Origin of the sequence: Marinobacter pelagius, from assembly GCF_900114925.1 — a bacterium.
In the GTDB taxonomy this organism is placed as follows: domain Bacteria; phylum Pseudomonadota; class Gammaproteobacteria; order Pseudomonadales; family Oleiphilaceae; genus Marinobacter; species Marinobacter pelagius.
This window is the reverse complement of sequence record NZ_FOUR01000001.1, coordinates 704,389-725,821: the sequence shown is the minus strand read 5'-3', so window position 1 is coordinate 725,821 and position 21,433 is coordinate 704,389. Positions and strand designations below refer to the sequence as shown.

Below are 21,433 nucleotides of genomic sequence, written 5' to 3'. Positions count from 1 at the left end.
GGCTTTGTTTTCAGGATTCACGCGAATGCCAGAGCTCCGGGCGGGGCACGAAGAACGCGAAAAACAGTCCGAACGCCAGCGCTCCGACACCAATTCCGAACGCCGAAACCAGGGTACCGCCTGCCTCAAGCCATTGTTTGGTCAACCACGGCCCGACCATCTGGGTGAAGCCGTAAAGCGCCACCATGGCGGCAGACAGCCTTGGCCCCTGGTGCGGATGCAGGGCACGACCGATGCGCTGGGTCAGCAGCACAGTACCGAGGAAGGTACTGCCCACCAGGACAGAACACAGAAACAGGCCGACATCACCCGGCCATACGACCGCTACCAGGACACCCAGCAGCTGGATCAGAAAATTGAGCCTCAGTGCAGGCAGATCGCCGATTGTCCCGCCCACGCGGTTCCAGATCCAGGCGGCGGGAATGGTACACAACGCCACGATGACCCAGGCACCATCCAGCAACCAGTGGCCGGACGGCAGTTCGATTTTGGCCAGCAGTGGCAGGAAGGTCATTGGCAGGATGTAGCCCAGTCCCGCGCCGGCGTACGACAAAAAGAGCGGGATGCTTGCCCGATCCAGCAGGGGCGTGGACGTAACGACCTTGCCCGAGTCGTCATGAGTGGAGGACGGGATATCAAGACGAATAAGCCGCACCGCCCCCCACCAGGCCAGGGGAATCGACAACAGCGCCGCGGGCCACCACCGCTGGGCACCTTGCAGCCAATCTGCCGTGCCTGTCACCAGTCCACTGGACAACAGCAGCCCGACACCCACGCCAAAATACACCAGGCCACTGATCGACGCCCGGTTTCGCAATACCAGCCACTCCAGGATCAAGGCCGGGGCATGGACAAAGACCATGCCATTGGCGACACCGTTCAGCGTGGGGATGGCAGAAATGAGGGTCAGGTTATCGGTCTGGGTGATCGCCAGGGTGGTGATCACATGGACAGCAAGGGACACCGGCAGGAGTGTGCGGATCTGATCAATGCGGTGCCACCAGATCGCCAGCATCGCGCCTATCAGATAACCCAGGTAGTTCCAGGTGGCCACCGCCGCACCATCGGCAGCACTGAATTGACCGTCGTCCACCAGGTAGGGCAAAAGCGGGGTATAGATGAACCGGCCAAGACCATGCACCACCAACAACACCACTGCGCCGGCAGTTAGGACGGAAAACAGCTCTTTTGGTGGCGTTGAAGTCTGGGTTGGCATCAGCAAACAGTCCGGCGGTCAGTTAATCAGCCCAACAGTCTAAGCCACCCCTGCCCGGATGTCTTTTGGACCTTGGCCGAAAAATTACTAGTCAATCAGGAACTTGTCCTGTCCCGATTGGCCCTGGCCCACTGATAGATCCGCTCGAAGGCCTGCGCCAGTTCCTCCGGCCGATGCGGCGGCTGGATCAGCGCCTGCAGCTGGCCTTCGGGGTTCAGAAGGGCGAAATGACCACTGTGGTCCACCAACAGCTCGCCGTCCACTTCCCGGTGGACAAACACCGCACTCAGGCTCTTCGCCAGTGCCCGTGTCGTTTCCAGGTCCCCGGTCAAACCGTGGAAGTGTTCGCCAAAGAAACCGGTGTAATCTTTCAGCTTCTGCGGGGTGTCGTGCTCCGGATCAGCACTGATCAACAGGTAGTCGGGCTGCGGCAATTCCGCGGGTAGCCGTTGATCCAGCTGGCGCAGATTGGCCATGGCCGCCGGGCAGATATCCGGGCAGTTGGTGTAGCCGACAAAGGCAAAGGTCCAGCGTCCCTTCAGATCTTCCCGTGTGACGGTCTCGCCGTTCTCGTCGGTGAGGGTAAACTCCGCCAGCGGTTTCGCCTGATCATAAACGTAGGTATTGAACTCGGAGAGATCCGGCGCCGGCTCGGGATCGCCCCCCACCAGATACACCTGACGGGCAACCACCAGCCCGAAAATCAGAAGAACAATCAACAACAGCGCAACGAGCGTAATCCGCACAGACCGATTCATCAGTACTCCAATACCGAACTCCGATGCTGGGAGGTGGCGGGGGGATCCTTTTCTGCCGGGAACAATTGTCTGAGCGAAGCGAGTTGTTTGTTCCCAGAAGAAAAGGATCCCCCCGGCGCCTCCCGACCCCGGCACCAGGCCAGAGGATCAGAAGAATACAAAGTGATCCACAAGAAGTACCACAAACAGGGCCATGAGATAAGTGATGGAGTACTTGAAGGTATTGAGAGCAACGCGGCGATCATCGCCCTTCAGCAGCCGGATGGCGTACTGCAGGAAGCGCAGGCCAAGGGCCAGGGCGCCGATGAGGTAGATGCCACCGGACATTCCTGTGACAAAAGGTAGCAGGCTCACGGCAAGCAGCATCAGGGTGTACAGCAGGATATGCAGCTCGGTGTACTTGTTGCCGTGGGTGACCGGGAGCATGGGGATGCCGGCCTTGGCGTATTCTTCCTTGCGATGGATGGCCAGGGCCCAGAAGTGCGGCGGGGTCCAGGCGAAGATGATCAGGACCAGCAGCAAGGCGTGGCCTTCCACCTGGCCGGTCACGGCGGTCCAACCCAGCAGCGGCGGCATGGCGCCGGCGAGGCCGCCGATGGTGATGTTCTGGGGCGTGGCGCGCTTGAGGAACAAGGTATAAACGCCAGCGTACCCGACCAACGAGGCCAACGTCAGCCAGGCGGTCAGGTGATTGACCATCAACATCAGGATTGCCATGCCGACGCAAGCCAGCAAGGTCGCAAATACGATGGCATCCACCGGGGAAATCTTGCCGGTGGCCACTGGCCGCTTGCGGGTGCGGGCCATGACGGTGTCGATCTTCTGGTCCACCACGTGGTTGACCACGGCGGCGGCACCGGCCAGCAGGGCGATGCCGAGGTTGCCGAACAGCAGCACACTCCAGCCGGGCACGCCCGGGGCCGCCAGCAACATGCCGATCACGGAGGTAAGGATCATCAGTGCGACCACCCGGGGCTTGGTCAGCTCCAGGTAATCCCGCCAGGAAATGGTCTTGCCGGAAGCACTCGCAGTATTCCGGGCCGGCAGTGCTTTCACTTGCTCGCTCATGCCGTTACCTCTCGTTTTATCGTTGTAGTATGGGTTGCGCTTGCGGTCTGGGTCCGCAGCAGCAGGTGATGACGCCAGACCAGATGAATCACGGACAACAGCAGTCCGGCGCCCATGGCGTTATGTGCCACCGCTATGGACAGGGGAATGTGCAGTATGACGTTGGCCAGCCCCAGGGCGATCTGCGCGGCCAGAACCACGGCCACCAGCTGAATCGAGTCGTCCAGGCCGCTGGCTTCCCGCCGGCGCCACATCAGGGCCAGCAAGACAGTGAAATACGCCAGCACGATCATTGCTCCGAGGCGGTGGGTCACGTGAATGGCCACCCGGCCATCGGCCGTGAGCTGGCCACCGAGGTAGTTCGGGCCCACGTGCTGGGCAACGTCAAAGCCGTGGCGGAAATCCATGCCCTCCGGCCACCACTGGCCCTGGCAGGTAGGCAGGTCGGTGCAGGCCACGGCGGCATAGTTCGCGGCGGTCCAGGCACCCAGCGCAATCTGCAGGACCACCAGCAGCAATCCGCCGTAGAGCCAGGGTCGGAACCGGGCGAGGCCCGGAGCGGCCGGAGGCCTGGGTGCCGCTTTTGCCCTTCGCCACAGGCGCAGGCTCAGCAGGGTCAACAGGCTCAGGGTGGTGAAGCCGCCCAGCAGGTGTAGCGCGACCACCTGGGGCCAGAGTTTCAGGGTGACGGTCCACATGCCGAACGCACCCTGGAGAACGATGAATCCGGCGATGAACAGGGGCAACTTGACCGGCACGCCAACCCGGCGGTGCCGAAAGGCGTAGGCAGCCAGGCCGAACACCACCAGGCCCAGAGTGCCGGCGGCATAGCGGTGAATCATTTCCGGCCAGCCCTTTTCCACATCCACCGGGGTTTCAGGGAACCGGGCATTGGCGATGGCAATGCTGGATTCGCTCTGGGGCACGGTGAGGAAGCCGTAACAGCCCGGCCAGTCAGGGCAGCCCAGGCCGGCGTGTACCAGCCGGGTCCAGGCGCCCAGCATGATCACAACGACGGCTAGACAGGCGGCAATGGTTGCCCAGCGCGCCATGGTGCGATGGACACTGGCAGTCGAAACCTCGGGGTGGACGAACTGATTCACTGGGACTACCTCCGGCCTCAGCCAATCTGGGACAGTTTCAGGAGGTGCTTGAGGTCGTCAAGCATGTCCTTGCCACTGTGTTCCGCACCGTAATGCATCATCACGTTACCGAAGGGATCCACCAGCAGGATCCGGGGCTCGCTGGCAGGATTGATGCCGGTCGGCCAGGCCGGGGTGGTGCCCTCTGCCGGCACCAGCCGTTCCATCAGGCTGTATTCCCGGGACCATTTGGCGGAAAGGTCCGACGGCACGGAACCCAGCGCGGCCGCCCGGGATACCCGGTTGGCATTCTTGCCCAGGGCGATGTTCACCTGCCGGGCCAGGTACAGCAGTTCCTGACAGTTGCTGCCGCAATCACCGGCGACCACCATCAGGAGCCACTCCGGCTCGACCTTGTCCGGACCGAATCGCGCTTCCAGGGGTTCACCGGATTCTGTCTGGAGATGCAGCGCCTGGACCGGAACCACCGGCTGAACCAGGGTGCCATTGTTGGTGTGTCCCGCCGGATTGAGCCAGCCGGTGTAGAACATCACGGTGGCCACGATCATCGGGCCGAAGCCGAGGGCAAACAGCAGAAAGGCCGTGCGACGCCCCCGGCGAACCTGGTCAGGTGTCGGCTCGTCAGCCTGATGTTGTCGGGTACCCTTTTCAGCCATTGTCATTGTCATTATTGGCTCCTGTCTTTCGGTAACTCGCCACTACAGTCAATATAGTCAGTGCCACCGCAAGCGCAAACCATTGAGCTGCATAGCCATAATGGGTTCCCGGACCCATCAGGTCCGGCGCCCAGTCAGCCCGGAAAGCGCCGGGTTGTTGGCCACTGTCGAGGCGGATTATCAGGGCCGGTAATCCTTCCACCTCATTCGTGACCCCCTCTCTCGGGAGACGCTGAACCCTGCGCGGCCAGCCCTGTTCTTCCTGACCCTGGTCGGCAAGCACCGGTGGCACCGGATAGTCCGCCAGCCGGCCCGACAGGGTGAACAGTCCCTCCGGGGTATCGATACCGGGCAGGCGCTCGCGGCTTCGGGGCGCCTGAATCCAGCCACGATTCACCAGTACCGGGGGTCCTTCCAGGGGATAGAAATCCGTGATCACTTCGTACCCGGGAACGCCGTCGCGGGTCCGGTTATCGAGCAACCAGCTATGGTCGCCGTACATCCCCGTCACCCGGACCGGCTTGCCGGAACGCACCTCGCCTTCGATCAGTTGCTGCCAGGGAAGGTTTTCCGCCTGCTGCTGCCAGCTCTCCAGCATTGCCTGCTTCTGGCCGGCCCGGTCCAGCTGCCAGATGCCGAGGCCCAGGAGCACCGGCAGGAAGAATCCGCTGAACAGCATCAAACGCCAGTCAAAGTGCCATTTTCGTTTTGATACCTGCGGATCAGCCATGCTTTGCTATAGTGACTCCACCGGCACCGCAAACTTCCGGTTTCCGGCTACCCCCGAAACCTATAACAACAGGGATTACCATGCTCAAGGCCGTCATCGTTGTCCTGATGCTCGCCGTTGTCGCCAGCCTCTTCAGCGGGCTGTTCTTCCTGATCCGGGATGGCGGCAAAACCAACCGGGTTGTCAATTCGCTTGCTGTCCGGGTCGCCCTCAGCATACTGCTCCTGCTGGTTATCCTGATTGCCTTGTGGCAGGGCAGCCTGACGCTGAATCCGACGCCCTGACCACGCAACCAGTCAGATGATGTAGACAAACACGAACAGGCCGAGCCAGACCACATCCACAAAGTGCCAGTACCAGGCAGCCGCCTCGAAACCGAAATGGTTATCGGCTGTGAAGTGGCCCTTGAATATGCGCACCAGCATGACCGTCAGCATCAGCGATCCCAGCAACACGTGTGCGCCGTGGAAACCGGTGAGCATGAAGAAGGTACTGCCGTAGATGCCAGACTGCAGGGTCAGGTCCAGATCCTGGTAGGCGTGCATGTACTCGTAGCCCTGAACAAACAGGAACACGACCGCCAGGGCAAGGGTGGCGCCCAGCCAGAGTTTCGTCTTGGCCCGGTGACCTGCCTTGAGGGCATGGTGGGCTATGGTGATCGTGAAGGACGAGGTGACCAGCAGAATGGTGTTCATCAGCGGCAGTCCCCAGGGACCAATCACCTCACTGGGTCCCGGATAAGCCTCGGGATTGGGGTTCTGGACCAGTGGCCACGCCGAACTGAAGCCCTCCCACAGCATCGCGGAGGAGCCCTTGTCCCCCTCACCACCCAGCCAGGGCACGACAAACACCCGGACATAGAACAGGGCGCCGAAGAAGGCGGCAAAGAACATCACTTCCGAGAAGATGAACCAGCTCATACCCCAGCGGAATGAGCGGTCCATCTGGTCACTGTAAAGCCCTGCCCGGCTTTCCCGGATCACGTTGCCAAACCAGCCGAACAGCATGTAGGCCATGATCAGTGCGCCGATGAAAAACATCACCCAGGAGGCCGTGGTGCTTTCTCCCTGGTTGCTGTTCACCATGATCGAGGCAACACCGTACAGGGTGACCCCGAGGCCGACCGTCGCAACGATTGGCCACTTGCTCTGTTCCGGAACGTAGTAGGTCTGGTTTTCCGCCATGACAGTCTCCGATGGCTTAGCCGTTGTCGTTTGTTTTTGTTGTCGCCTTCACAGGCCCCCGCCGGTGGCCTATTTCACCTCCGGCGGCGTGGCGAAGGTGTGATAGGGCGCCGGCGAAGGTACGGTCCATTCCAGGCCCTCGGCACCGTCCCAGGGTTTGGCCGCCGCTTCCTTGCCACCCCGGATGCACTTGATCACGATCAGCAGGAACAGCAATTGGGTGGCGCCGAACATGAACGCGCCGATGCTGGAGACCATGTTGAAGTCGGCAAACTGCAGGGCGTAATCGGGGATCCGGCGCGGCATGCCGGCCAGCCCCAGAAAGTGCATGGGGAAGAAGGCCAGGTTCATGCCGATGAAGGACAGCCAGAAGTGCGTCTTGGCCAGGGTCTCGTCATACATGTGGCCGGTCCACTTGGGCAGCCAGAAGTAGGCTGAGGCAAAGATGCCGAAGATCGCGCCGGGCACCAGTACGTAGTGGAAGTGGGCCACCACGAAGTAGGTGTCGTGATACTGGAAGTCTGCCGGGGCGATGGCCAGCATCAGGCCGGAAAAACCGCCGATGGTGAACAGGATCACGAAGGCCACGGCAAACAGCATGGGCGCCTCGAAGGTCAGCGACCCCCGGAACATGGTGGCCACCCAGTTGAACACCTTCACCCCGGTTGGCACGGCAATCAGCATGGTGGCGTACATGAAGAACAGCTGACCCGCCAGCGGCACACCCACGGTGAACATGTGGTGAGCCCAGACGATGAAGGACAGCAGGGCAATGGCACCGACTGCGTACACCATGGAGGCGTAGCCGAACAGCGGTTTGCGGGAGAATGCCGGAATGATATGGGATACCGCACCGAAGGCCGGCAGGATCATGATATAGACCTCGGGATGCCCGAAGAACCAGAACACATGCTGGAACAGGACCGGGTCACCGCCGCCGGAGGCATCAAAGAAGCTGGTGCCGAAGTTGATGTCCATCAGCATCATGGTGACCACACCGGCCAGCACGGGCATGACGGCAATGAGCAGGAACGCGGTGATCAGCCAGGTCCAAACGAACAGGGGCATCTTCATCAGGGTCATGCCCGGGGCCCGCAGGTTCAGGATGGTGGCAATCACGTTGATCGCGCCCATGATGGAGGAGATCCCCATGATATGGACGGCGAAGATGAAGAAGGTGGTACTCGGCGGCCCGTAGGTGGTCGACAGGGGCGCGTAGAAGGTCCAGCCGAAGTTGGGCGCGCCGCCTTCCATGAACAGGGTGGACACCAGGATCAGGAACGCGCACGGCAGCAGCCAGAAGCTCCAGTTGTTCATCCGTGGCAGCGCCATGTCCGGCGCGCCGATCATCAGTGGCAGCATCCAGTTGGCCAGGCCCACGAATGCTGGCATGACCGCGCCAAAGACCATGATCAGACCATGCATGGTGGTCATCTGGTTGAAGAATTCCGGCTGCACGATCTGCAGGCCGGGCTGGAAGAGTTCTGCCCGGATGACCATGGCCATGGTTCCCCCCAGGAGGAACATGGTAAAACTGAACATCAGGTACATGGTCCCGATGTCCTTGTGGTTGGTGGTCAGCAGCCAGCGGCTGATGCCTTTGGCCGGGCCGTGATGATGTTCCTGGGCGTGGGTATCTGCAACCGCACTCATGAAAACCCCCGTTACCGCCGTTAATTTTGGCTGGTGATCGTTATTATCTGGCGTCGATTACTGCTGGTTCTTGTAATCCAGAATTTCCTTGGGCGTGACCATGTCACCGGTGTTGTTACCCCAGGCATTCCGCTCGTAGGTAATCACCGCCGCCAGGTCCACCTCGCTCAACTGGTTGCCGAAGGCCTGCATGGCCGTACCGGCTTTACCGTTGACCACAATGTCAATGTGCGCAGTCATGTCTCCGGTGGCAATCGGGCTACCCTTGAGCGCCGGGAAGGCCGGAGGCGCGCCACTGCCATCAGGCTGGTGACAGGCGGCACAGGCGGTCTGGTAGGCCTTCTCGCCACGGGCCATGAGCTCGTCCATGGTCCAGTCCTTCTGTGTCAGCTCACGCTCTTTCTCGGCAGCGGCTTTCTGTTCCGCCAGCCAGGTATTGAATTCCTCTTCCGGGACGGCTTCGACCACCACCGGCATGAAGCCGTGGTCCTTGCCGCACAGTTCGGTGCACTGGCCGCGATAAGTACCCGGCTCGTCCACCCGGAACCAGGTTTCGTTGATGAACCCCGGAATGGCATCCTTCTTGACGCCGAACTCCGGCACCCACCAGGAATGAATGACATCGTTGGCGGTCAGCAACAGCCGAACCTTCTTGCCAACCGGAACAATCAGCGGGTTGTCCACCTCAAGCAGGTAGTTTTCACCCTTGTCCTGCCGGTTTTCGATCTGATCGCGGGGAGTCGCCAGGTTGGAGAAGTAGCCGAAGTCCTGATCGACATACTCGTATTGCCACTTCCACTGGTAACCCGTGACCTTGATATCCACCTCGGACTCGGTGGTGTCGTACATGTCGACCAGCGTGGCCGTAGCCGGGATCGCCATGACCACCAGGATGACAAACGGTATGATGGTCCAGAGAATCTCCACCATCGTGTTCTCGTGGAAATTCGCCGGTTTGTGACCCTGGGATTTGCGGTGGGCGAAGATGGACCAGAACATGACCCCGAAGACCACCACGCCGATGACGACGCAGATCCAGAGAATGGTCATGTGAAGGCTGAAAATATCATTACTGGTGCCGGTTACCCCGGGCGTCATGTTCATCGTCCAGTCCGCCATGGACCAGGTCGGGAACACAAGACCACCCAACAGGGCACCTGCCCGCTTAGCGTGCACGCGCATACTGTGTCTCCACAGAGTGTTATTCTTGTCGGATTTTGCGTTATCCCTCTGTTTTGACGGCACTCGCAGAAACACCAGCCAAACCAGAGTGAAAGCCTGCTTACGGATACTTCAAATTCGAGTATAGACACAGATCAAAAAAAAACTAAAAAATCACCTAAATCTAAAGCTGCTAACCCGGGATTTTTAAGAATCAAAGCGAATATGACTTTTCAACTGGCCACCACCGACCGGCGACTCTGGGCGCTGGCCTGGCCCCTGATGCTGACCAATCTGACCGTGCCCCTGCTCGGCCTGGTGGACACCGCCGTACTGGGCCATCTGGAGAGCCCGGAATACCTTGGCGCGGTCGCCGTCGGCGCCAACCTGTTCAGCATCCTGTACTGGACCTTCGGCTTCATGCGCATGGGCACCACCGGCCTGGCAGCCCAGGCGTGGGGCAAACGGGACAGCTTTGGTCAGGTGGCGTTGCTGCTGCGCTCGGTGCTGCTTGCCGTGGGCATTGGCCTGCTGCTGATCCTTTTTCACCAGCCGCTGATCCGCATTGGCCTCGCGCTGATGAACCCGAGCCCGGATGTGACCGGGCTGGCAGCCGAATACGCCGCCATCCGGATCTGGAGCGCACCGGCAGTGCTGTGCCAGTACACCCTGGTGGGCTGGCTGATCGGCATGCAGTTTCCCCGGGGGCCGATGATCATGCTGATCGTCGCCAACGGCCTCAACATCGTGCTGGATGTGCTGTTCGTGACCGGGCTGGGCTGGAACAGCCGGGGTGTGGCCATTGCCACGGTGATCGCCGAATACGGCGCCGCCATGATCGGCTTCGCCATTGTGCTGACCCGCTTGCCGGAGGGGCAGCGCCTGACCCGGGAACTCTTTGGGCAGATGTCCGACTACCTGAAAATCCTGCGAGTCAACCGCTACATCATGGTGCGGACCATCGCCCTGTTGCTGGTGCTGGCCTTCTTTACCGCCCAGGGTGCCCGACAGGGCGATACCATCCTGGCCGCCAATGCCGTGCTGATCACCTTCCTGCTGGTAATCTCCAACGCCCTGGACGGCTTCGCCAATGCCGCCGAGGCATTGATCGGCGAAGCCATCGGCAAGGACAGCCGGCGCCGGTTCCGCGTGGTGTTCCGCAGCGCCCTGCGGTGGTCCCTGTGGGGCGCCCTGCTGCTGACGATTATCTTTGTCTTCGGCGGGCAGCATCTGATCGCGCTGCTCACCGGCATCGAGTCGGTCCGGGTGACCGCCTGGGAATACCTGCCGTGGCTGTGGCTGCTGCCGTTCGCCTCGGTCTGGGGCTTCCTGCTGGACGGGGTGTTCATCGGCGCCACCCGCACCCGGGACATGCAGAACACCATGCTGTTCTCTGCCCTGGGCGTGTTCCTGCCGGTGTGGTGGCTGACCACCGGCTGGGGCAATCACGGCCTGTGGTTCTCCCTGATCTGCCTGATGCTCGCCCGGGCCGTCACGATGGGCTGGCTGTGCTGGTCCCACACCCGGGCCGGGCGCTGGTTCGAGCCGTCCTGATCCCGGCCTGTACGGACGGTAATTTTCGGGCGTCGTATTTTGCAGGCAACGGACCGGCAAGCGGACAAATGTCGACTACACTAGTCAGAAACAGCAGGCGGGTTGGTACAGTGCACCGCTTCCTGCTGCACTGATTGACTCGTTGCAGACAACGGGAGGCGCCTTGCGACCTCAATTCGTACAGACACTGGCATCTCCTCACATGACACCACAGGTAGTGCTCGAAATCATTGACGACGCCCGGCGCAAGGAAGCCCGATCCGGGACTTTCCTCCGCCAGCTTCGCGAGAAGGCAGAGCGGTTGCCGTCGTCTGTAGTGATCGAGGGTTACCAGCCGGCCACCGCGCTGTTCCAGTTCGCCATCGAATACATCGAGATGGCGCCCCGGCTGATCGAATGCGTGGAAGCCTGCGCCCGTGAGGCAGGCAAAGCCGAACTGTTCCGGCCCTTCGTGGACGCCGCCATCCGTTACTTCACCCAACCCTCGGTGCTCCTGGTCCGCTACGACGGACTCGATGGCCTGCTGATCCGCGCCTACCTGTGCCACCGGCTGATGGAAGAAATGCACGAAAACAATCGTTCCATCCGGCAGAGCGAACTGGTGGATATCGAGGCCACACGGGCCAATCTTCTGGTTCACGAACTGATCGGCGAACCCTTCGCCAACGAGCTGGATGATTCGGTGACAGTCACAGTCCTGCAGATCGCCGGCACACCGGACTACTACGACCTGAACCTGGATCCGTTTGTCGAGCAGGTGAACAACGCGGCCTGGAACTGGATGCGCCAGTACTGGGAAAACCTGCTGGTCCGCAACCATATCCGGTTTTCACTGGGCGGAGGTCTGGTTTAGACGGTATCCTTGGCGGCTTTCCAAGACTGCAATCAGCCACAGGAGACGTCATGCTGGAAAATGCCGATCTGGGTAAACTCATTCTGCGCCTGACTTTGGGCGGACTGATGCTGTTTCACGGCATCGCCAAGCTGCTCAACGGCATCGGCTTTATCGAAGGGGAGCTGGCTAGCCACGGGCTACCCGCTTTTCTGGCCTATGGTGTGTTCATCGGTGAACTGATTGCGCCGCTGATGGTGATCCTGGGCTACCAGACCCGTATCGGTGCGATGCTGATTGCGTTCAACATGGTCGTGGCCATCGTACTGGTTCACGCCCATGAACTGCTGGCACTGGGCCGCAACGGTGGGCTGGCGCTGGAACTCCAGCTGTTCTTCCTGTTCACCGCCGTCGCCGTGGTCTTCCTCGGGCCCGGCAGGTACAAGCTCAAGAACTGAAAGGGCTGACCATGACTGACAAGAAACCGACCATAAGCCCCGGGCGTTACCGCCATTACAAGGGCCAGGATTACGAAGTAATTGGCGTGGCCCGGCACAGCGAAACCGAAGAGCCCCTGGTGGTGTACCGCTGCCTGTACGGTGACTACAGCCTCTGGGTGCGCCCCCTGGCCATGTTCCGGGAGACTGTGGAAGTCGCCGGCGAACAGGTTCCCCGCTTTGCCCGCATCGACGACTGAGTTCGGGAATCCCGTTTTGACTCGGGCGGTCATTTCCTGCACATTAGCGCGCTTTTCATGATGCCGGCCCCCACAAGGGGCCGGAACAACCCCTGATTCCTACCCGGAGTTTGCCATGAATGCCGTTGTTGCCGCGGTACTGATCATGCTCGTGTTGAGCCTGTGCCGTATCCACGTTGTCGTTGCCCTGATCGTCGGCGCTATTTCCGGCGGCCTGATCGCGGGCATGTCCCTGGACGCCACTATCGAAGCCTTCAACAACGGGCTGGGTGGTGGGGCCACGGTCGCACTGTCCTACGCCACCCTGGGCGCTTTCGCCGTTGCCATCGGCAAATCCGGCCTGGCCCACGCCCTGGCCGACCGCGCCCTGGCCCTGGTCGGCCGCCAGGAAGACGGCACCGCCGCCACCGGCATCCGTTTCCTGATCGTCGGGCTGCTGCTGGCCATTGCCATTTCATCCCAGAACATCCTGCCGATCCACATTGCCTTCATTCCGCTGGTGGTGCCGCCGCTGCTGTACGTAATGGCGAAACTCAACATGGACCGCCGGCTGGTCGCCTGCGTACTCACCTTTGGCCTGATCACCCCGTACATGTTCCTGCCGGTCGGTTTCGGCGGCATCTACCTGAACGAAATCCTGCTGGCCAACGTGGCCGACAACGGCGTCGACGCCAGCGAGCTCAACGTCATGTCCGCCATGGCCCTGCCGGCCCTGGGTATGCTCGTGGGCCTGCTGATCGCGGTGTTCTTCAGCTATCGCGGCGACCGCAAGTACAACATGGAAGCCATCGCGAAGACCGAGCGGGTCAACGTCGCCTACAGCCCCCGCACCCTGATCATGGCCCTGGCGGCCATCGTGGTCGCGTTCGTGGTGCAGCTCTGGCTGGGCTCGATGATCCTGGGTGCCCTGGCCGGCTTCGTGCTGTTCAACCTGTCCGGCGTGGTGAAGTGGAAAGAGGCCGATGACCTGTTCACCGAGGGCATGAAGATGCTCGCCATGATCGGCTTCATCATGATCGCCGCCAACGGCTTTGCGGAAGTGATGCGGGAAACCGGTGACATCGCCAATCTGGTGCAAGGCTCCGTCGCCGCCATCGGCGAAAACAAGGCCCTGGCCGCGTTCCTGATGCTGGCGGTAGGCCTGCTGATCACCATGGGTATCGGTTCGTCCTTCTCCACCATCCCGATCATCGCAGCCCTGTACGTGCCGCTGGCCCTGCAGATGGGCTTCAGCCCCCTGGCCATCGTGGCCCTGGTCGGCACCGCCGGCGCCCTGGGTGACGCCGGTTCCCCGGCCTCCGACTCCACCCTCGGCCCCACCGCCGGCCTGAACGTCGACGGCCAGCACAACCACATCTGGGATACGGTGGTGCCGACGTTCCTGCACTACAACCTGCCGTTGCTTGGCTTCGGGTGGTTGGCGGCTATGGTGCTCTGACTTCTGGGGTACGCCGTTCTTTTGTAGCCTGCTGGTTTTGGGGGCTTACGAGGGGGCGGGGTCCCGTTTCAGGAATCTCCATGGACGCCGAGCGCGGCGCCCTAGATATATCGGAGTGTTCCGTGAAAGAGGGAGTGGGGGTGCTTTCCTGCAGGGCACAATTGTCTGAGCGAAGCGAGTTTTTTGTGCCTGAAAGGAAAGCACCCCCACTCCCTCAAAGCCCCCAAATCCAACAGGCTAGGACCAAAGTCAGTCCTCAGACCCAGCCTTGAAAAACACCACCTGCTTGACGGTGTGATCGTCCTCATTCTTGCGCTTGTTCACCCGGGTCTCCAACTCCAACACCTGGGTATCCGGCTCCTCGGATAACCCATCGGTGAACCCGCAGGCCACGCACTCGCGTATCTGCTTGTCGTTGTCATCCGTGAACATCATGATCTTGTCCATCTCCGCACAGCGGGGGCAAACCGCACCGGCGATGAAACGTTTCGGACTTGCCATAGCTTACTCCGGTTTCTCAGATCGGCAGCCGGGCTTCGCAGGGTTCCACCCGGCCGATTACCGACATTGTATCAGGCGGCTTCGTCCGTGATGCCGGATTGTCTCAAAAGGGCGTCCACCTGAGGCTCTCGACCGCGGAAGGCCTTGAACAGTTCCATGGGCTCCTGGGAGCCGCCTTTCTCCAGAATGTTCTGCAGGAAGGCCTTGCCGGTTTCCGGGTCGAAGATGCCTTTTTCCTCGAACAGGGAAAAGGCATCCGCCGCCAGTACTTCCGCCCACTTGTAGCTGTAGTAGCCTGCCGCATAGCCGCCGGCGAAGATGTGGGAGAAGGCGTTGGGGAAGCGGTTGAACTCCGGTGCTTCCACCACGGCGATCTCTTCCCGCACCTTGCGGTGCATGTCCAGCGGGTTGGTGGGAGCCTCGTCCGTGAATTCCGCGTGCAAGCGGAAGTCGAACAGGGAGAACTCCAGCTGGCGCACCATGGCCATGCCGGACTGGAAGTTCTTGGCGGCCAGCAGCTTCTGCAACAGGTCCTCGGGCAGTGGCTCGCCGGTTTCGTGGTGGCTGGCGATCAGTGCCAGGGAATCCGGGTTCCAGCACCAGTTCTCCAGGAACTGGCTGGGCAGCTCCACCGCATCCCAGGCCACCCCGTTAATGCCGGATACGTCCAGTACGTCCACCTGGGTCAGCATGTGGTGCAGGCCGTGCCCGAATTCGTGGAACAGGGTAGTGACTTCGTCGTGGGTCAGCAGTGACGGCTTGCCATTCACCGGCGGGGTAAAGTTGCAGGTCAGGAACGCTACCGGGAGTTGCAGCCTTCCGCGCTGGTCACGCCAGCGTACCCGGCAGTCGGCCATCCAGGCACCGCCACGCTTGCCCTGACGGGCGAACAGATCCAGGTAGAACCAGGCCACCGGTTCGCCATGGCGGCTGATGCAGTAGGCAGTGGCATCCTCGTGCCAGGTCTCGACTTCGGGGCGTTCTTCAATCTGGACATCGAACAGCTTTTCGGCCACCCGGAACAGGCCCGGCACCACCTTGTTGACCGGGAACCAGGGACGCAGGGTCTCCGGGGAGATGTCGTACTGCTTCTGGCGCAGTTTCTCGCTGTAGTAGCCGATGTCCCAGGCCTGCAGATCCTCCACACCGTGCTCGTCCTTGGCGAAGGCTTTCAGTTCGGCAAATTCCTTTTCGGCCACCGGCTTGGACTTGGCCGCCAGCTGGTTCAGGAACTCCAGCACCTCGTCGACGCTACGGGCCATCTTGGTGGCCAGCGAGCGCTCGGCGTAGTTGCCGAAGCCCAACAGCTGGGACAGGGCGTGGCGGCGCTTGAGGATTTCCGCCATCACCGGGGTGTTGTCCCAGGTAGCGGCGTCCGGACCCTGGTCGGAGGCACGGGTAACAAACGCTTCGTAGACTTCCCGGCGCAGGTCCCGGTTATCACAGTAGGTCATGACCGGGTAGAAGCTGGGGAAGTCCAGGGTGATAACGTAGCCATCCAGCTCTTTCTGGCGCGCAGCCTGCTTCGCGCCCTCGATGGCGGTTTCCGGCAGGCCGGACAGCTCGTCCACATCGGTGATCTGTTTATACCAGTGCTGGGTGGCGTCCAGTACGTTGTCGCTGAACTTGTTGGACAGCTCCGCCAGCTCCCGGGACAGGTCAGCGTAACGCTTTTTCTTGTCCGCGGGCAGATCGACACCACCGAGGTGGAAATCACGCAGGGTGTTCTCGACGGATTTGCGCTGGGCCTCGCTCAGGTCCTTGAAGTCGTCCCGGGCCGCCAGTTTCTTGTAGGCGTTGCACAGGGCTTCGTTCTGGCTGATTTCGGTGCTGTACTCGGTCAGCTTCTCCAGGCAGTTCTTGTAGACCTTGCGCAGCTCGTCGTTGTTCATCACTCCGTTCAGGTGTGAAATCACCGACCAGGCGTTGGAGAGTTTGTCTTCCAGCGCCTGCATGGGCTGGGCCAGGGTGTCCCAGGTGGGGTCGTCCTGCTCGGCGAGCTGGCTGATCTTCATGCGGTTCTCGCTGAGAATCTGGTCAATCGCCGTTTCCATGTGCTCGGTGCGCACATGGTCGAATTTCGGCAACAGATCGTCGGTCAATAAAGGGTTATTCATAAGTCCTCTTCTCAGCAGTACGTGGATACGATAGTTTCAGGCGACTGCAATGTTCGGGGAGTCTCCGGGGGAAGGCTTTCCAAAACTGTGCGGAGCCATGGATGGCGGAGCCCAAGCGTCACAGGGACGTGCCGCCAGGAGCGTGTTTTGGAAAGCCTTCCCCCGGAGACTCCTTCCTCCAAACTCAAAAACACCTGAAAGGTATATGTAATGACGAATGTACGCTCTCACAAGGGTATTACGCCACATTTTGGGGAACGGTGCTGGGTAGATCCAAGTGCCGTGGTCATCGGCGATGTCCAGACGGGTGAGGATGTCTCCATCTGGCCGATGACCGTGGTGCGGGGTGACATGCACCAGATCCGGATCGGTGATCGCTGCAGTATCCAGGACGGGTCGGTGCTTCATATCACCCATGCCAGTGACTACAACCCCGGGGGCTATCCGTTGACGCTCGGCGACGACGTCACTGTCGGCCACAAGGCCCTGTTGCACGGCTGCACGATCGGTAGCCGGGTGCTGGTCGGGATGGGCTGCATCATCATGGATGGCGCCGTGGTCGAAGACGAGGTGATCGTTGCCGCCGGCTGTCTGGTACCGCCCGGCAAGACCCTGGAATCCGGTTATCTGTATGTGGGATCACCGGCCAAACAGGCCCGGCCGCTGACCGACAAGGAAAAAACCTTCTTCAAGTACACCGCTGCCAATTACGTGAAGCTCAAGGATGAGTACCTCGGCGAAGCCGGGCAGAAGTAACACCGAAGTGGTCTGAACCTTGAGGGATCTCCGTATGTTTCCCAGCTATCGAGACACCGGGAGACCCTCATGGATGTTACCGATCCCCTTTACCAGCGGGCACTTCTCTACCTGCGGGCTGCCGGCCACGAGACCGGCGCACGGACCCGCCTGCGCCTGCAGGAACACTTCCACCGCTGCCGGGCTGACCGGCAGGATTTGACGGCAGCGACGCTGCTGCCGCAACTGCACCAATGGTTCGATTTGCCCGGCCAGGCCCACATGCCTGCTCCGCCGCGTCTGGTTCGCGGCAGCGTCGGATATCCCGGTGGCTGACCAGCCCTGGTACACCGTCGCGCGCCGGCGGCGGTGGCTGCTTGCCGCCCTGGTGATCAGCCAGACCCTCGCCGGACTCTGGCTGCTGCAACAGGGGCTGCCGGCAGGTGCTCCGGGCTGGGCGGCCATGCTGTTGTTGGTGGTATTCGCCACCCTGTTCCTCTGGATCGGTCTGGGCTTCTGGACCGCAGCCTTCGGTTTTTTCTTCCTGCGCCGTGGCGGTGACCGCTGGAGCCCGGACCACCAGTGCCCTGAGGAAGCTGGTGGCGAACTGCCTCGCACGGCGGTGATCATGCCCATCTGCCATGAACCGGTGCAGCGAACCCTGAACAATCTGGCGGCCACCTACCGGGAACTTCAGCAACGGGGCGACCTGGAGGCGTTCGATTTCTTCGTGCTCTCGGACAGCGAGGACCCGGAGATCTGGCTTGAAGAGCAGGCGGCGTGTGCCGACCTGTGTGCCAGGGTTGGCGGCCATCGAAGGATCTTCTACCGGCGGCGGCGAATCCGGCTCAATTACAAGAGCGGCAACATTGCCGATTTCCTGCGACGCTGGGGCCAGCGCTACCGTTACCTGGTGGTGCTGGATGCCGACAGCCTGCTGGAGGCCGATGCCATTGTCCGGCTGGTTCAGCTGATGGAGCATCGGCCCCGGGCCGGGATCATCCAGACAGCGCCGCGCCTGGCTCGGGCGGAGACCCGGTTTGCCCGGCTCCAGCAGTTCGCTAACCGGTGCTACGGAAGGCTCTACAGTGCCGGACTGGCCGCCGTTCAGCTGGGAGACGCCACCTACTGGGGCCACAATGCGATTCTGCGCACCTCGGCCTTTATGCGCCACTGCGGGCTTCGACGACTGCGAGGACCTGGACTGTTCAGCGGCCCCGTCCTCAGCCACGATTACATCGAGTCAGCCCTGATGGGGCGAGCCGGTCTCGAAGTCTGGCTGGAGCCTTCCATCGGGGGCAGTTTCGAGGAATCCCCGCCTACCTTCGAGGATGATCTGATCCGGGACCGACGCTGGTGCCGGGGCAATCTTCAACACCTGTGGCTGCTGGCCACCCTGGACCGGCTACGCCCGGTCCATCGCCTGGCCCTGGTTACCGGTATCCTGTGCTACCTGGCTTCGCCGTTGTGGCTCGGTTTCCTGGGGCTGTCCGGCTATCTTGGCGTGCACAGTGAGAGTCCACCACCGGTACTTCCCGGCCTGGTCGGTGGCAGCGCCAGCTTCTCCGGCGCCAGCCATCTGCTGATGGCACTCACCGCGACCCTGTTGCTCGGGCCCCGGATCCTGGCTCTGGTGGACCAGGCCCTTGCCCGCCGGACGACCTTGTTTGGCGGTGCCGCGCGACTGCTCGCCAGTGCCATTGGCGAGACGCTGGTGGCTCTGACCCTGGCACCAGTACGCATGGTGACTCACAGTGTTCATGTTACCCGGGCACTACTCAATCTCCCCACCGGATGGCATGGCCAGAACCGGACCGGTAGCCAGCACAACCGAACGCAGTGGCGGCAATTCCTCTGGCCCATGGCGACCGCCGGGGCGATACTGGTGTTGGTGCATTGGCAGGCGCCCGAACTCACGCCCTGGGCCCTGCCGGTTATTGTCCCGGTGCTGGCAACACCGTTACTGGCTCATTGGCTGGCCAGGCCTGTTCCGGCCCGGGGTTGGTGGTTCGTGCCCGAGGATTTCCGGAGACCACCGGTCCTTGCACGTGCGGATGCAGGTGCAGGGCTCGCGCCGTTATGGCCCGGCCTGAGCCGGTTCGAACAGCGGGTACTGGCGCCGCCATCGGCGGAACCTGCAGCCAGGAACCGGCAGGACCTCCACGGCAGCAAACAGCAACGGCTGGCCCGGCTGGTGGAGCGCTGTGCATTCGGAGGCAGCCAGGCGCTCAGTGCCCCGGAGATCACCCTGCTGTGCGAGCACCCCGAAGCACTCAGGGCTTTGCATTACCGGGTCTGGCAGGCCGAGCCCGGCACACCCTGGGGCAGGGTTCTGGAGCGCCTGGCGCAAACACCGGAAAGGCACACGGAACCGGCCGGTATTGGCATTGAGGAGATGGAGCAACAATGGGTCGAAGTCGCATCCTGATGGCCATTGCCTTCCTGTTGTTCAATGGCCTGCTGCTGGTTCCGGCACTGGCGGTGCCGGGCAGGGTGCCATGGCTCGCGGTGGAAGCGCTGGCCATCTGGGCACTGCTGGCTCTGCGGCAAAGGCCTCCGGGGCTCCTGCTCCGCATTCTGGCGGTGGGCTACGGTGCACTGGTACTGCTGGTCGCGGCCGATGCCTTGCTCCGGGAGAGCCTCGGGCGGGGCCTGAATCTGTACCTGGAAGTGGGCCTGGTGGATGCCGCCTGGCATCTTCTGCACACCAACCTTGGCACGGCCGGCGCCGTCCTTGCCCTGGCTTTGCTGGCCCTGGTGCTGGCCGTGCTCACCAGGCTGTTCCTTGCCCTCGCTATGCGGTTGTCGAAACACTCGCCGCAATCCCTGGGAAAGCCATTATTGCTGATTACCGGCCTGGTGGCTGCCCTGGCGATCACGCCCTGGGTCGGCAGCCCGGCCATGGCCTTTGTCGCCAACCAGGGTTCCCTGATCACCCATACCCACCGTACCACCGAAGCTTTTGCCGAGCAGCTGCGGAAACAGGCGGCTGCCGGTGAACCCAGGGAGCTGGTCCGCCTGGCAGACAAGGACGTGATTCTGGCCTTTATCGAATCCTATGGCATGACCGGCCTGACCGACGAGCCCTACCGGTCCATCATCGGGCCCCGGCTGGAGACCATGGCGGATGAGCTGGCACAGGCGGGCCTGACCGTAGCCACCGGTCGACTGGAATCGCCGATCCAGGGCGGCCAGTCCTGGCTCGGGCACCTGTCGGTTCTCAGCGGGCAATGGATCGAGAACCAGCTGGCCTACGAAACGCTGCTGAGCAGCGATTACCCGACGCTGGTGGACGACTTCCGCCGTACCGGCCATGAAACGCTGGCGGTGATGCCCGCAATCACCGAACCCTGGCAGGAGGGCAGGCTGCTGGGGTACGACCGGATCTTCGACCACGACGACCTTGGCTACCAGGGTCCGCCCTTCAACTGGGTCACCATGCCGGATCAGTACACCTGGCACTGGTTCGGGCGCCACCGCACAGAACGTCCCGGCCCGATGTTTGCGGAGCTGGCGCTGATCAGCAGCCACGCACCCTGGGTGCCCATTCTGCCGGTGCTTGCGCAATGGGACGGCATCGGGAACGGCCAGGTGTTCCGGCAATGGGAGGGGGCCGGTGAGGCGCCGGCGTCACTCTGGCGGGAACCGGACCGGGTGCGTGAGCATTACGCCCGGGCGACCGATTATGCCCTGGCGGTCGCCAGCGGCTTTGCCGTCCGCCACCTGGGCGACAACACCCTGATGTTCGTTCTGGGTGATCACCAGCCTGCGCCCCTGATCACCGGCGAAAGCGCGAGCCGGGATGTCATCGTGCATGTGATCAGCAGTGACCCGGCCCTGGTCGCGCCGTTCCTGTCCGGGGAGCTGCCCGGCTTCCGGCCGGGCACCCGGCCCGACATGGACACCGCCGGCGCGCCCATGAGCCGATTCCGGGCCTTTCTGCACCAACACTATGGCGCTCCCTGAACAGCTGACAGCGCGATTGATGCCGGTCAAATATTGACCACAGCCACCCTTGAAAACCGACCGG

The 21,433-nt window shown here is 61.9% G+C and carries 21 protein-coding genes; 10 read left to right on the top strand and 11 right to left on the bottom strand.

What is annotated here, in order from left to right; translation table 11 throughout:
- Nucleotides 1-10: 10 nt before the first annotated feature.
- The 6 genes from BM254_RS03260 to BM254_RS03235 form a co-directional block, all read right to left on the bottom strand.
- On the bottom strand, nt 11-1,216 hold the full coding sequence (locus tag BM254_RS03260) for a YbfB/YjiJ family MFS transporter (RefSeq protein ID WP_091998550.1): 1,206 nt from the start codon (nt 1,214-1,216) through the stop codon (nt 11-13).
- 95 nt (nt 1,217-1,311) lie between these two features.
- Complete coding sequence (locus BM254_RS03255) at nt 1,312-1,974, bottom strand: SCO family protein (protein WP_091998548.1); 663 nt, start codon at nt 1,972-1,974, stop codon at nt 1,312-1,314.
- A 147-nt stretch (nt 1,975-2,121) separates the two neighbouring features.
- Nucleotides 2,122-3,042: a heme o synthase gene (gene cyoE, locus BM254_RS03250; RefSeq protein ID WP_091998545.1), complete on the bottom strand. Its 921-nt coding sequence runs from the start codon at nt 3,040-3,042 to the stop codon at nt 2,122-2,124.
- Complete coding sequence (locus BM254_RS03245) at nt 3,039-4,094, bottom strand: COX15/CtaA family protein (protein WP_091999161.1); 1,056 nt, start codon at nt 4,092-4,094, stop codon at nt 3,039-3,041. Before BM254_RS03245 ends, cyoE begins: the two co-directional genes overlap by 4 nt.
- 68 nt (nt 4,095-4,162) lie before the next feature.
- A complete protein-coding gene (locus tag BM254_RS03240; protein WP_175497191.1) occupies nt 4,163-4,813 on the bottom strand; it encodes a hypothetical protein in 651 nt (216 codons plus the stop codon).
- A complete protein-coding gene (locus BM254_RS03235; RefSeq protein ID WP_091998539.1) occupies nt 4,794-5,531 on the bottom strand; it encodes an SURF1 family protein in 738 nt (245 codons plus the stop codon). Before BM254_RS03235 ends, BM254_RS03240 begins: the two co-directional genes overlap by 20 nt.
- 80 nt (nt 5,532-5,611) lie before the next feature.
- Here BM254_RS03235 and BM254_RS03230 point away from each other — a divergent pair, with 80 nt between their 5' ends.
- Nucleotides 5,612-5,815 (top strand): twin transmembrane helix small protein, encoded by a 204-nt coding sequence (locus BM254_RS03230; RefSeq protein ID WP_091998536.1) that lies wholly within the window; start codon nt 5,612-5,614, stop codon nt 5,813-5,815.
- Between the two features lie 12 nt (nt 5,816-5,827).
- Here the strand turns inward: BM254_RS03230 and BM254_RS03225 are convergent, their stop codons facing one another.
- The 3 genes from BM254_RS03225 to coxB all read right to left on the bottom strand — a co-directional run bounded on the left by BM254_RS03225 (nt 5,828) and on the right by coxB (nt 9,550).
- Nucleotides 5,828-6,715: a cytochrome c oxidase subunit 3 gene (locus BM254_RS03225; protein WP_091998533.1), complete on the bottom strand. Its 888-nt coding sequence runs from the start codon at nt 6,713-6,715 to the stop codon at nt 5,828-5,830.
- A gap of 69 nt (nt 6,716-6,784) precedes the next feature.
- Nucleotides 6,785-8,368, bottom strand: a complete 1,584-nt coding sequence (gene ctaD / locus BM254_RS03220; protein ID WP_091998531.1) for a cytochrome c oxidase subunit I — start codon at nt 8,366-8,368, stop codon at nt 6,785-6,787.
- A gap of 57 nt (nt 8,369-8,425) precedes the next feature.
- On the bottom strand, nt 8,426-9,550 hold the full coding sequence (gene coxB / locus BM254_RS03215) for a cytochrome c oxidase subunit II (RefSeq protein WP_091998528.1): 1,125 nt from the start codon (nt 9,548-9,550) through the stop codon (nt 8,426-8,428).
- A gap of 204 nt (nt 9,551-9,754) precedes the next feature.
- Between coxB and BM254_RS03210 the strand changes: the two genes are divergently transcribed.
- The 5 genes from BM254_RS03210 (at nt 9,755) to BM254_RS03190 (ending at nt 14,050) form a co-directional block, all read left to right on the top strand.
- Nucleotides 9,755-11,083 carry an MATE family efflux transporter gene (locus BM254_RS03210; RefSeq protein ID WP_091998525.1) on the top strand — a complete coding sequence of 443 codons (1,329 nt, stop codon included), beginning with the start codon at nt 9,755-9,757 and terminating at the stop codon, nt 11,081-11,083.
- A gap of 202 nt (nt 11,084-11,285) precedes the next feature.
- Nucleotides 11,286-11,936 (top strand): hypothetical protein, encoded by a 651-nt coding sequence (locus BM254_RS03205; protein ID WP_091998523.1) that lies wholly within the window; start codon nt 11,286-11,288, stop codon nt 11,934-11,936.
- Nucleotides 11,937-11,986: 50 nt separating this feature from the next.
- A complete protein-coding gene (locus tag BM254_RS03200) occupies nt 11,987-12,373 on the top strand; it encodes a DoxX family protein (RefSeq protein WP_091998520.1) in 387 nt (128 codons plus the stop codon).
- An 11-nt stretch (nt 12,374-12,384) separates the two neighbouring features.
- Nucleotides 12,385-12,612: a DUF1653 domain-containing protein gene (locus BM254_RS03195; RefSeq protein WP_091998518.1), complete on the top strand. Its 228-nt coding sequence runs from the start codon at nt 12,385-12,387 to the stop codon at nt 12,610-12,612.
- A gap of 115 nt (nt 12,613-12,727) precedes the next feature.
- Complete coding sequence (locus BM254_RS03190) at nt 12,728-14,050, top strand: Na+/H+ antiporter family protein (protein ID WP_091998515.1); 1,323 nt, start codon at nt 12,728-12,730, stop codon at nt 14,048-14,050.
- A 249-nt stretch (nt 14,051-14,299) separates the two neighbouring features.
- Here the strand turns inward: BM254_RS03190 and BM254_RS03185 are convergent, their stop codons facing one another.
- Together BM254_RS03185 and prlC are read right to left on the bottom strand one after the other, a co-directional pair.
- Nucleotides 14,300-14,551 (bottom strand): YheV family putative zinc ribbon protein, encoded by a 252-nt coding sequence (locus BM254_RS03185; RefSeq protein WP_091998511.1) that lies wholly within the window; start codon nt 14,549-14,551, stop codon nt 14,300-14,302.
- Nucleotides 14,552-14,622: 71 nt separating this feature from the next.
- A complete protein-coding gene (gene prlC / locus BM254_RS03180; RefSeq protein ID WP_091998508.1) occupies nt 14,623-16,668 on the bottom strand; it encodes an oligopeptidase A in 2,046 nt (681 codons plus the stop codon).
- A 210-nt stretch (nt 16,669-16,878) separates the two neighbouring features.
- Here prlC and BM254_RS03175 point away from each other — a divergent pair, with 210 nt between their 5' ends.
- The 4 genes from BM254_RS03175 to BM254_RS03160 all read left to right on the top strand — a co-directional run bounded on the left by BM254_RS03175 (nt 16,879) and on the right by BM254_RS03160 (nt 21,369).
- Nucleotides 16,879-17,424 carry a gamma carbonic anhydrase family protein gene (locus BM254_RS03175; RefSeq protein WP_091998506.1) on the top strand — a complete coding sequence of 182 codons (546 nt, stop codon included), beginning with the start codon at nt 16,879-16,881 and terminating at the stop codon, nt 17,422-17,424.
- 69 nt (nt 17,425-17,493) lie between these two features.
- Nucleotides 17,494-17,739, top strand: a complete 246-nt coding sequence (locus BM254_RS03170) for a hypothetical protein (RefSeq protein ID WP_091998504.1) — start codon at nt 17,494-17,496, stop codon at nt 17,737-17,739.
- A complete protein-coding gene (gene mdoH / locus BM254_RS03165) occupies nt 17,732-19,831 on the top strand; it encodes a glucans biosynthesis glucosyltransferase MdoH (RefSeq protein WP_091998501.1) in 2,100 nt (699 codons plus the stop codon). Before BM254_RS03170 ends, mdoH begins: the two co-directional genes overlap by 8 nt.
- Nucleotides 19,810-21,369 (top strand): alkaline phosphatase family protein, encoded by a 1,560-nt coding sequence (locus BM254_RS03160; protein WP_091998497.1) that lies wholly within the window; start codon nt 19,810-19,812, stop codon nt 21,367-21,369. Before mdoH ends, BM254_RS03160 begins: the two co-directional genes overlap by 22 nt.
- The last annotated feature ends 64 nt before the right edge of the window (nt 21,370-21,433 follow it).

Bases quoted from the DNA above. Each gene is read 5' to 3' on its own strand.
- BM254_RS03260 (WP_091998550.1), bottom strand. From the start codon at position 1,216: ATGCCAACCCAGACTTCAACGCCACCAAAAGAGCTGTTTTCCGTCCTA.
- BM254_RS03255 (WP_091998548.1), bottom strand. From the start codon at position 1,974: ATGAATCGGTCTGTGCGGATTACGCTCGTTGCGCTGTTGTTGATTGTT.
- cyoE (WP_091998545.1), bottom strand. From the start codon at position 3,042: ATGAGCGAGCAAGTGAAAGCACTGCCGGCCCGGAATACTGCGAGTGCT.
- BM254_RS03245 (WP_091999161.1), bottom strand. From the start codon at position 4,094: ATGGCGCGCTGGGCAACCATTGCCGCCTGTCTAGCCGTCGTTGTGATC.
- BM254_RS03240 (WP_175497191.1), bottom strand. From the start codon at position 4,813: ATGACAATGACAATGGCTGAAAAGGGTACCCGACAACATCAGGCTGAC.
- BM254_RS03235 (WP_091998539.1), bottom strand. From the start codon at position 5,531: ATGGCTGATCCGCAGGTATCAAAACGAAAATGGCACTTTGACTGGCGT.
- BM254_RS03230 (WP_091998536.1), top strand. From the start codon at position 5,612: ATGCTCAAGGCCGTCATCGTTGTCCTGATGCTCGCCGTTGTCGCCAGC.
- BM254_RS03225 (WP_091998533.1), bottom strand. From the start codon at position 6,715: ATGGCGGAAAACCAGACCTACTACGTTCCGGAACAGAGCAAGTGGCCA.
- ctaD (WP_091998531.1), bottom strand. From the start codon at position 8,368: ATGAGTGCGGTTGCAGATACCCACGCCCAGGAACATCATCACGGCCCG.
- coxB (WP_091998528.1), bottom strand. From the start codon at position 9,550: ATGCGCGTGCACGCTAAGCGGGCAGGTGCCCTGTTGGGTGGTCTTGTG.
- BM254_RS03210 (WP_091998525.1), top strand. From the start codon at position 9,755: ATGACTTTTCAACTGGCCACCACCGACCGGCGACTCTGGGCGCTGGCC.
- BM254_RS03205 (WP_091998523.1), top strand. From the start codon at position 11,286: ATGACACCACAGGTAGTGCTCGAAATCATTGACGACGCCCGGCGCAAG.
- BM254_RS03200 (WP_091998520.1), top strand. From the start codon at position 11,987: ATGCTGGAAAATGCCGATCTGGGTAAACTCATTCTGCGCCTGACTTTG.
- BM254_RS03195 (WP_091998518.1), top strand. From the start codon at position 12,385: ATGACTGACAAGAAACCGACCATAAGCCCCGGGCGTTACCGCCATTAC.
- BM254_RS03190 (WP_091998515.1), top strand. From the start codon at position 12,728: ATGAATGCCGTTGTTGCCGCGGTACTGATCATGCTCGTGTTGAGCCTG.
- BM254_RS03185 (WP_091998511.1), bottom strand. From the start codon at position 14,551: ATGGCAAGTCCGAAACGTTTCATCGCCGGTGCGGTTTGCCCCCGCTGT.
- prlC (WP_091998508.1), bottom strand. From the start codon at position 16,668: ATGAATAACCCTTTATTGACCGACGATCTGTTGCCGAAATTCGACCAT.
- BM254_RS03175 (WP_091998506.1), top strand. From the start codon at position 16,879: ATGACGAATGTACGCTCTCACAAGGGTATTACGCCACATTTTGGGGAA.
- BM254_RS03170 (WP_091998504.1), top strand. From the start codon at position 17,494: ATGGATGTTACCGATCCCCTTTACCAGCGGGCACTTCTCTACCTGCGG.
- BM254_RS03160 (WP_091998497.1), top strand. From the start codon at position 19,810: ATGGGTCGAAGTCGCATCCTGATGGCCATTGCCTTCCTGTTGTTCAAT.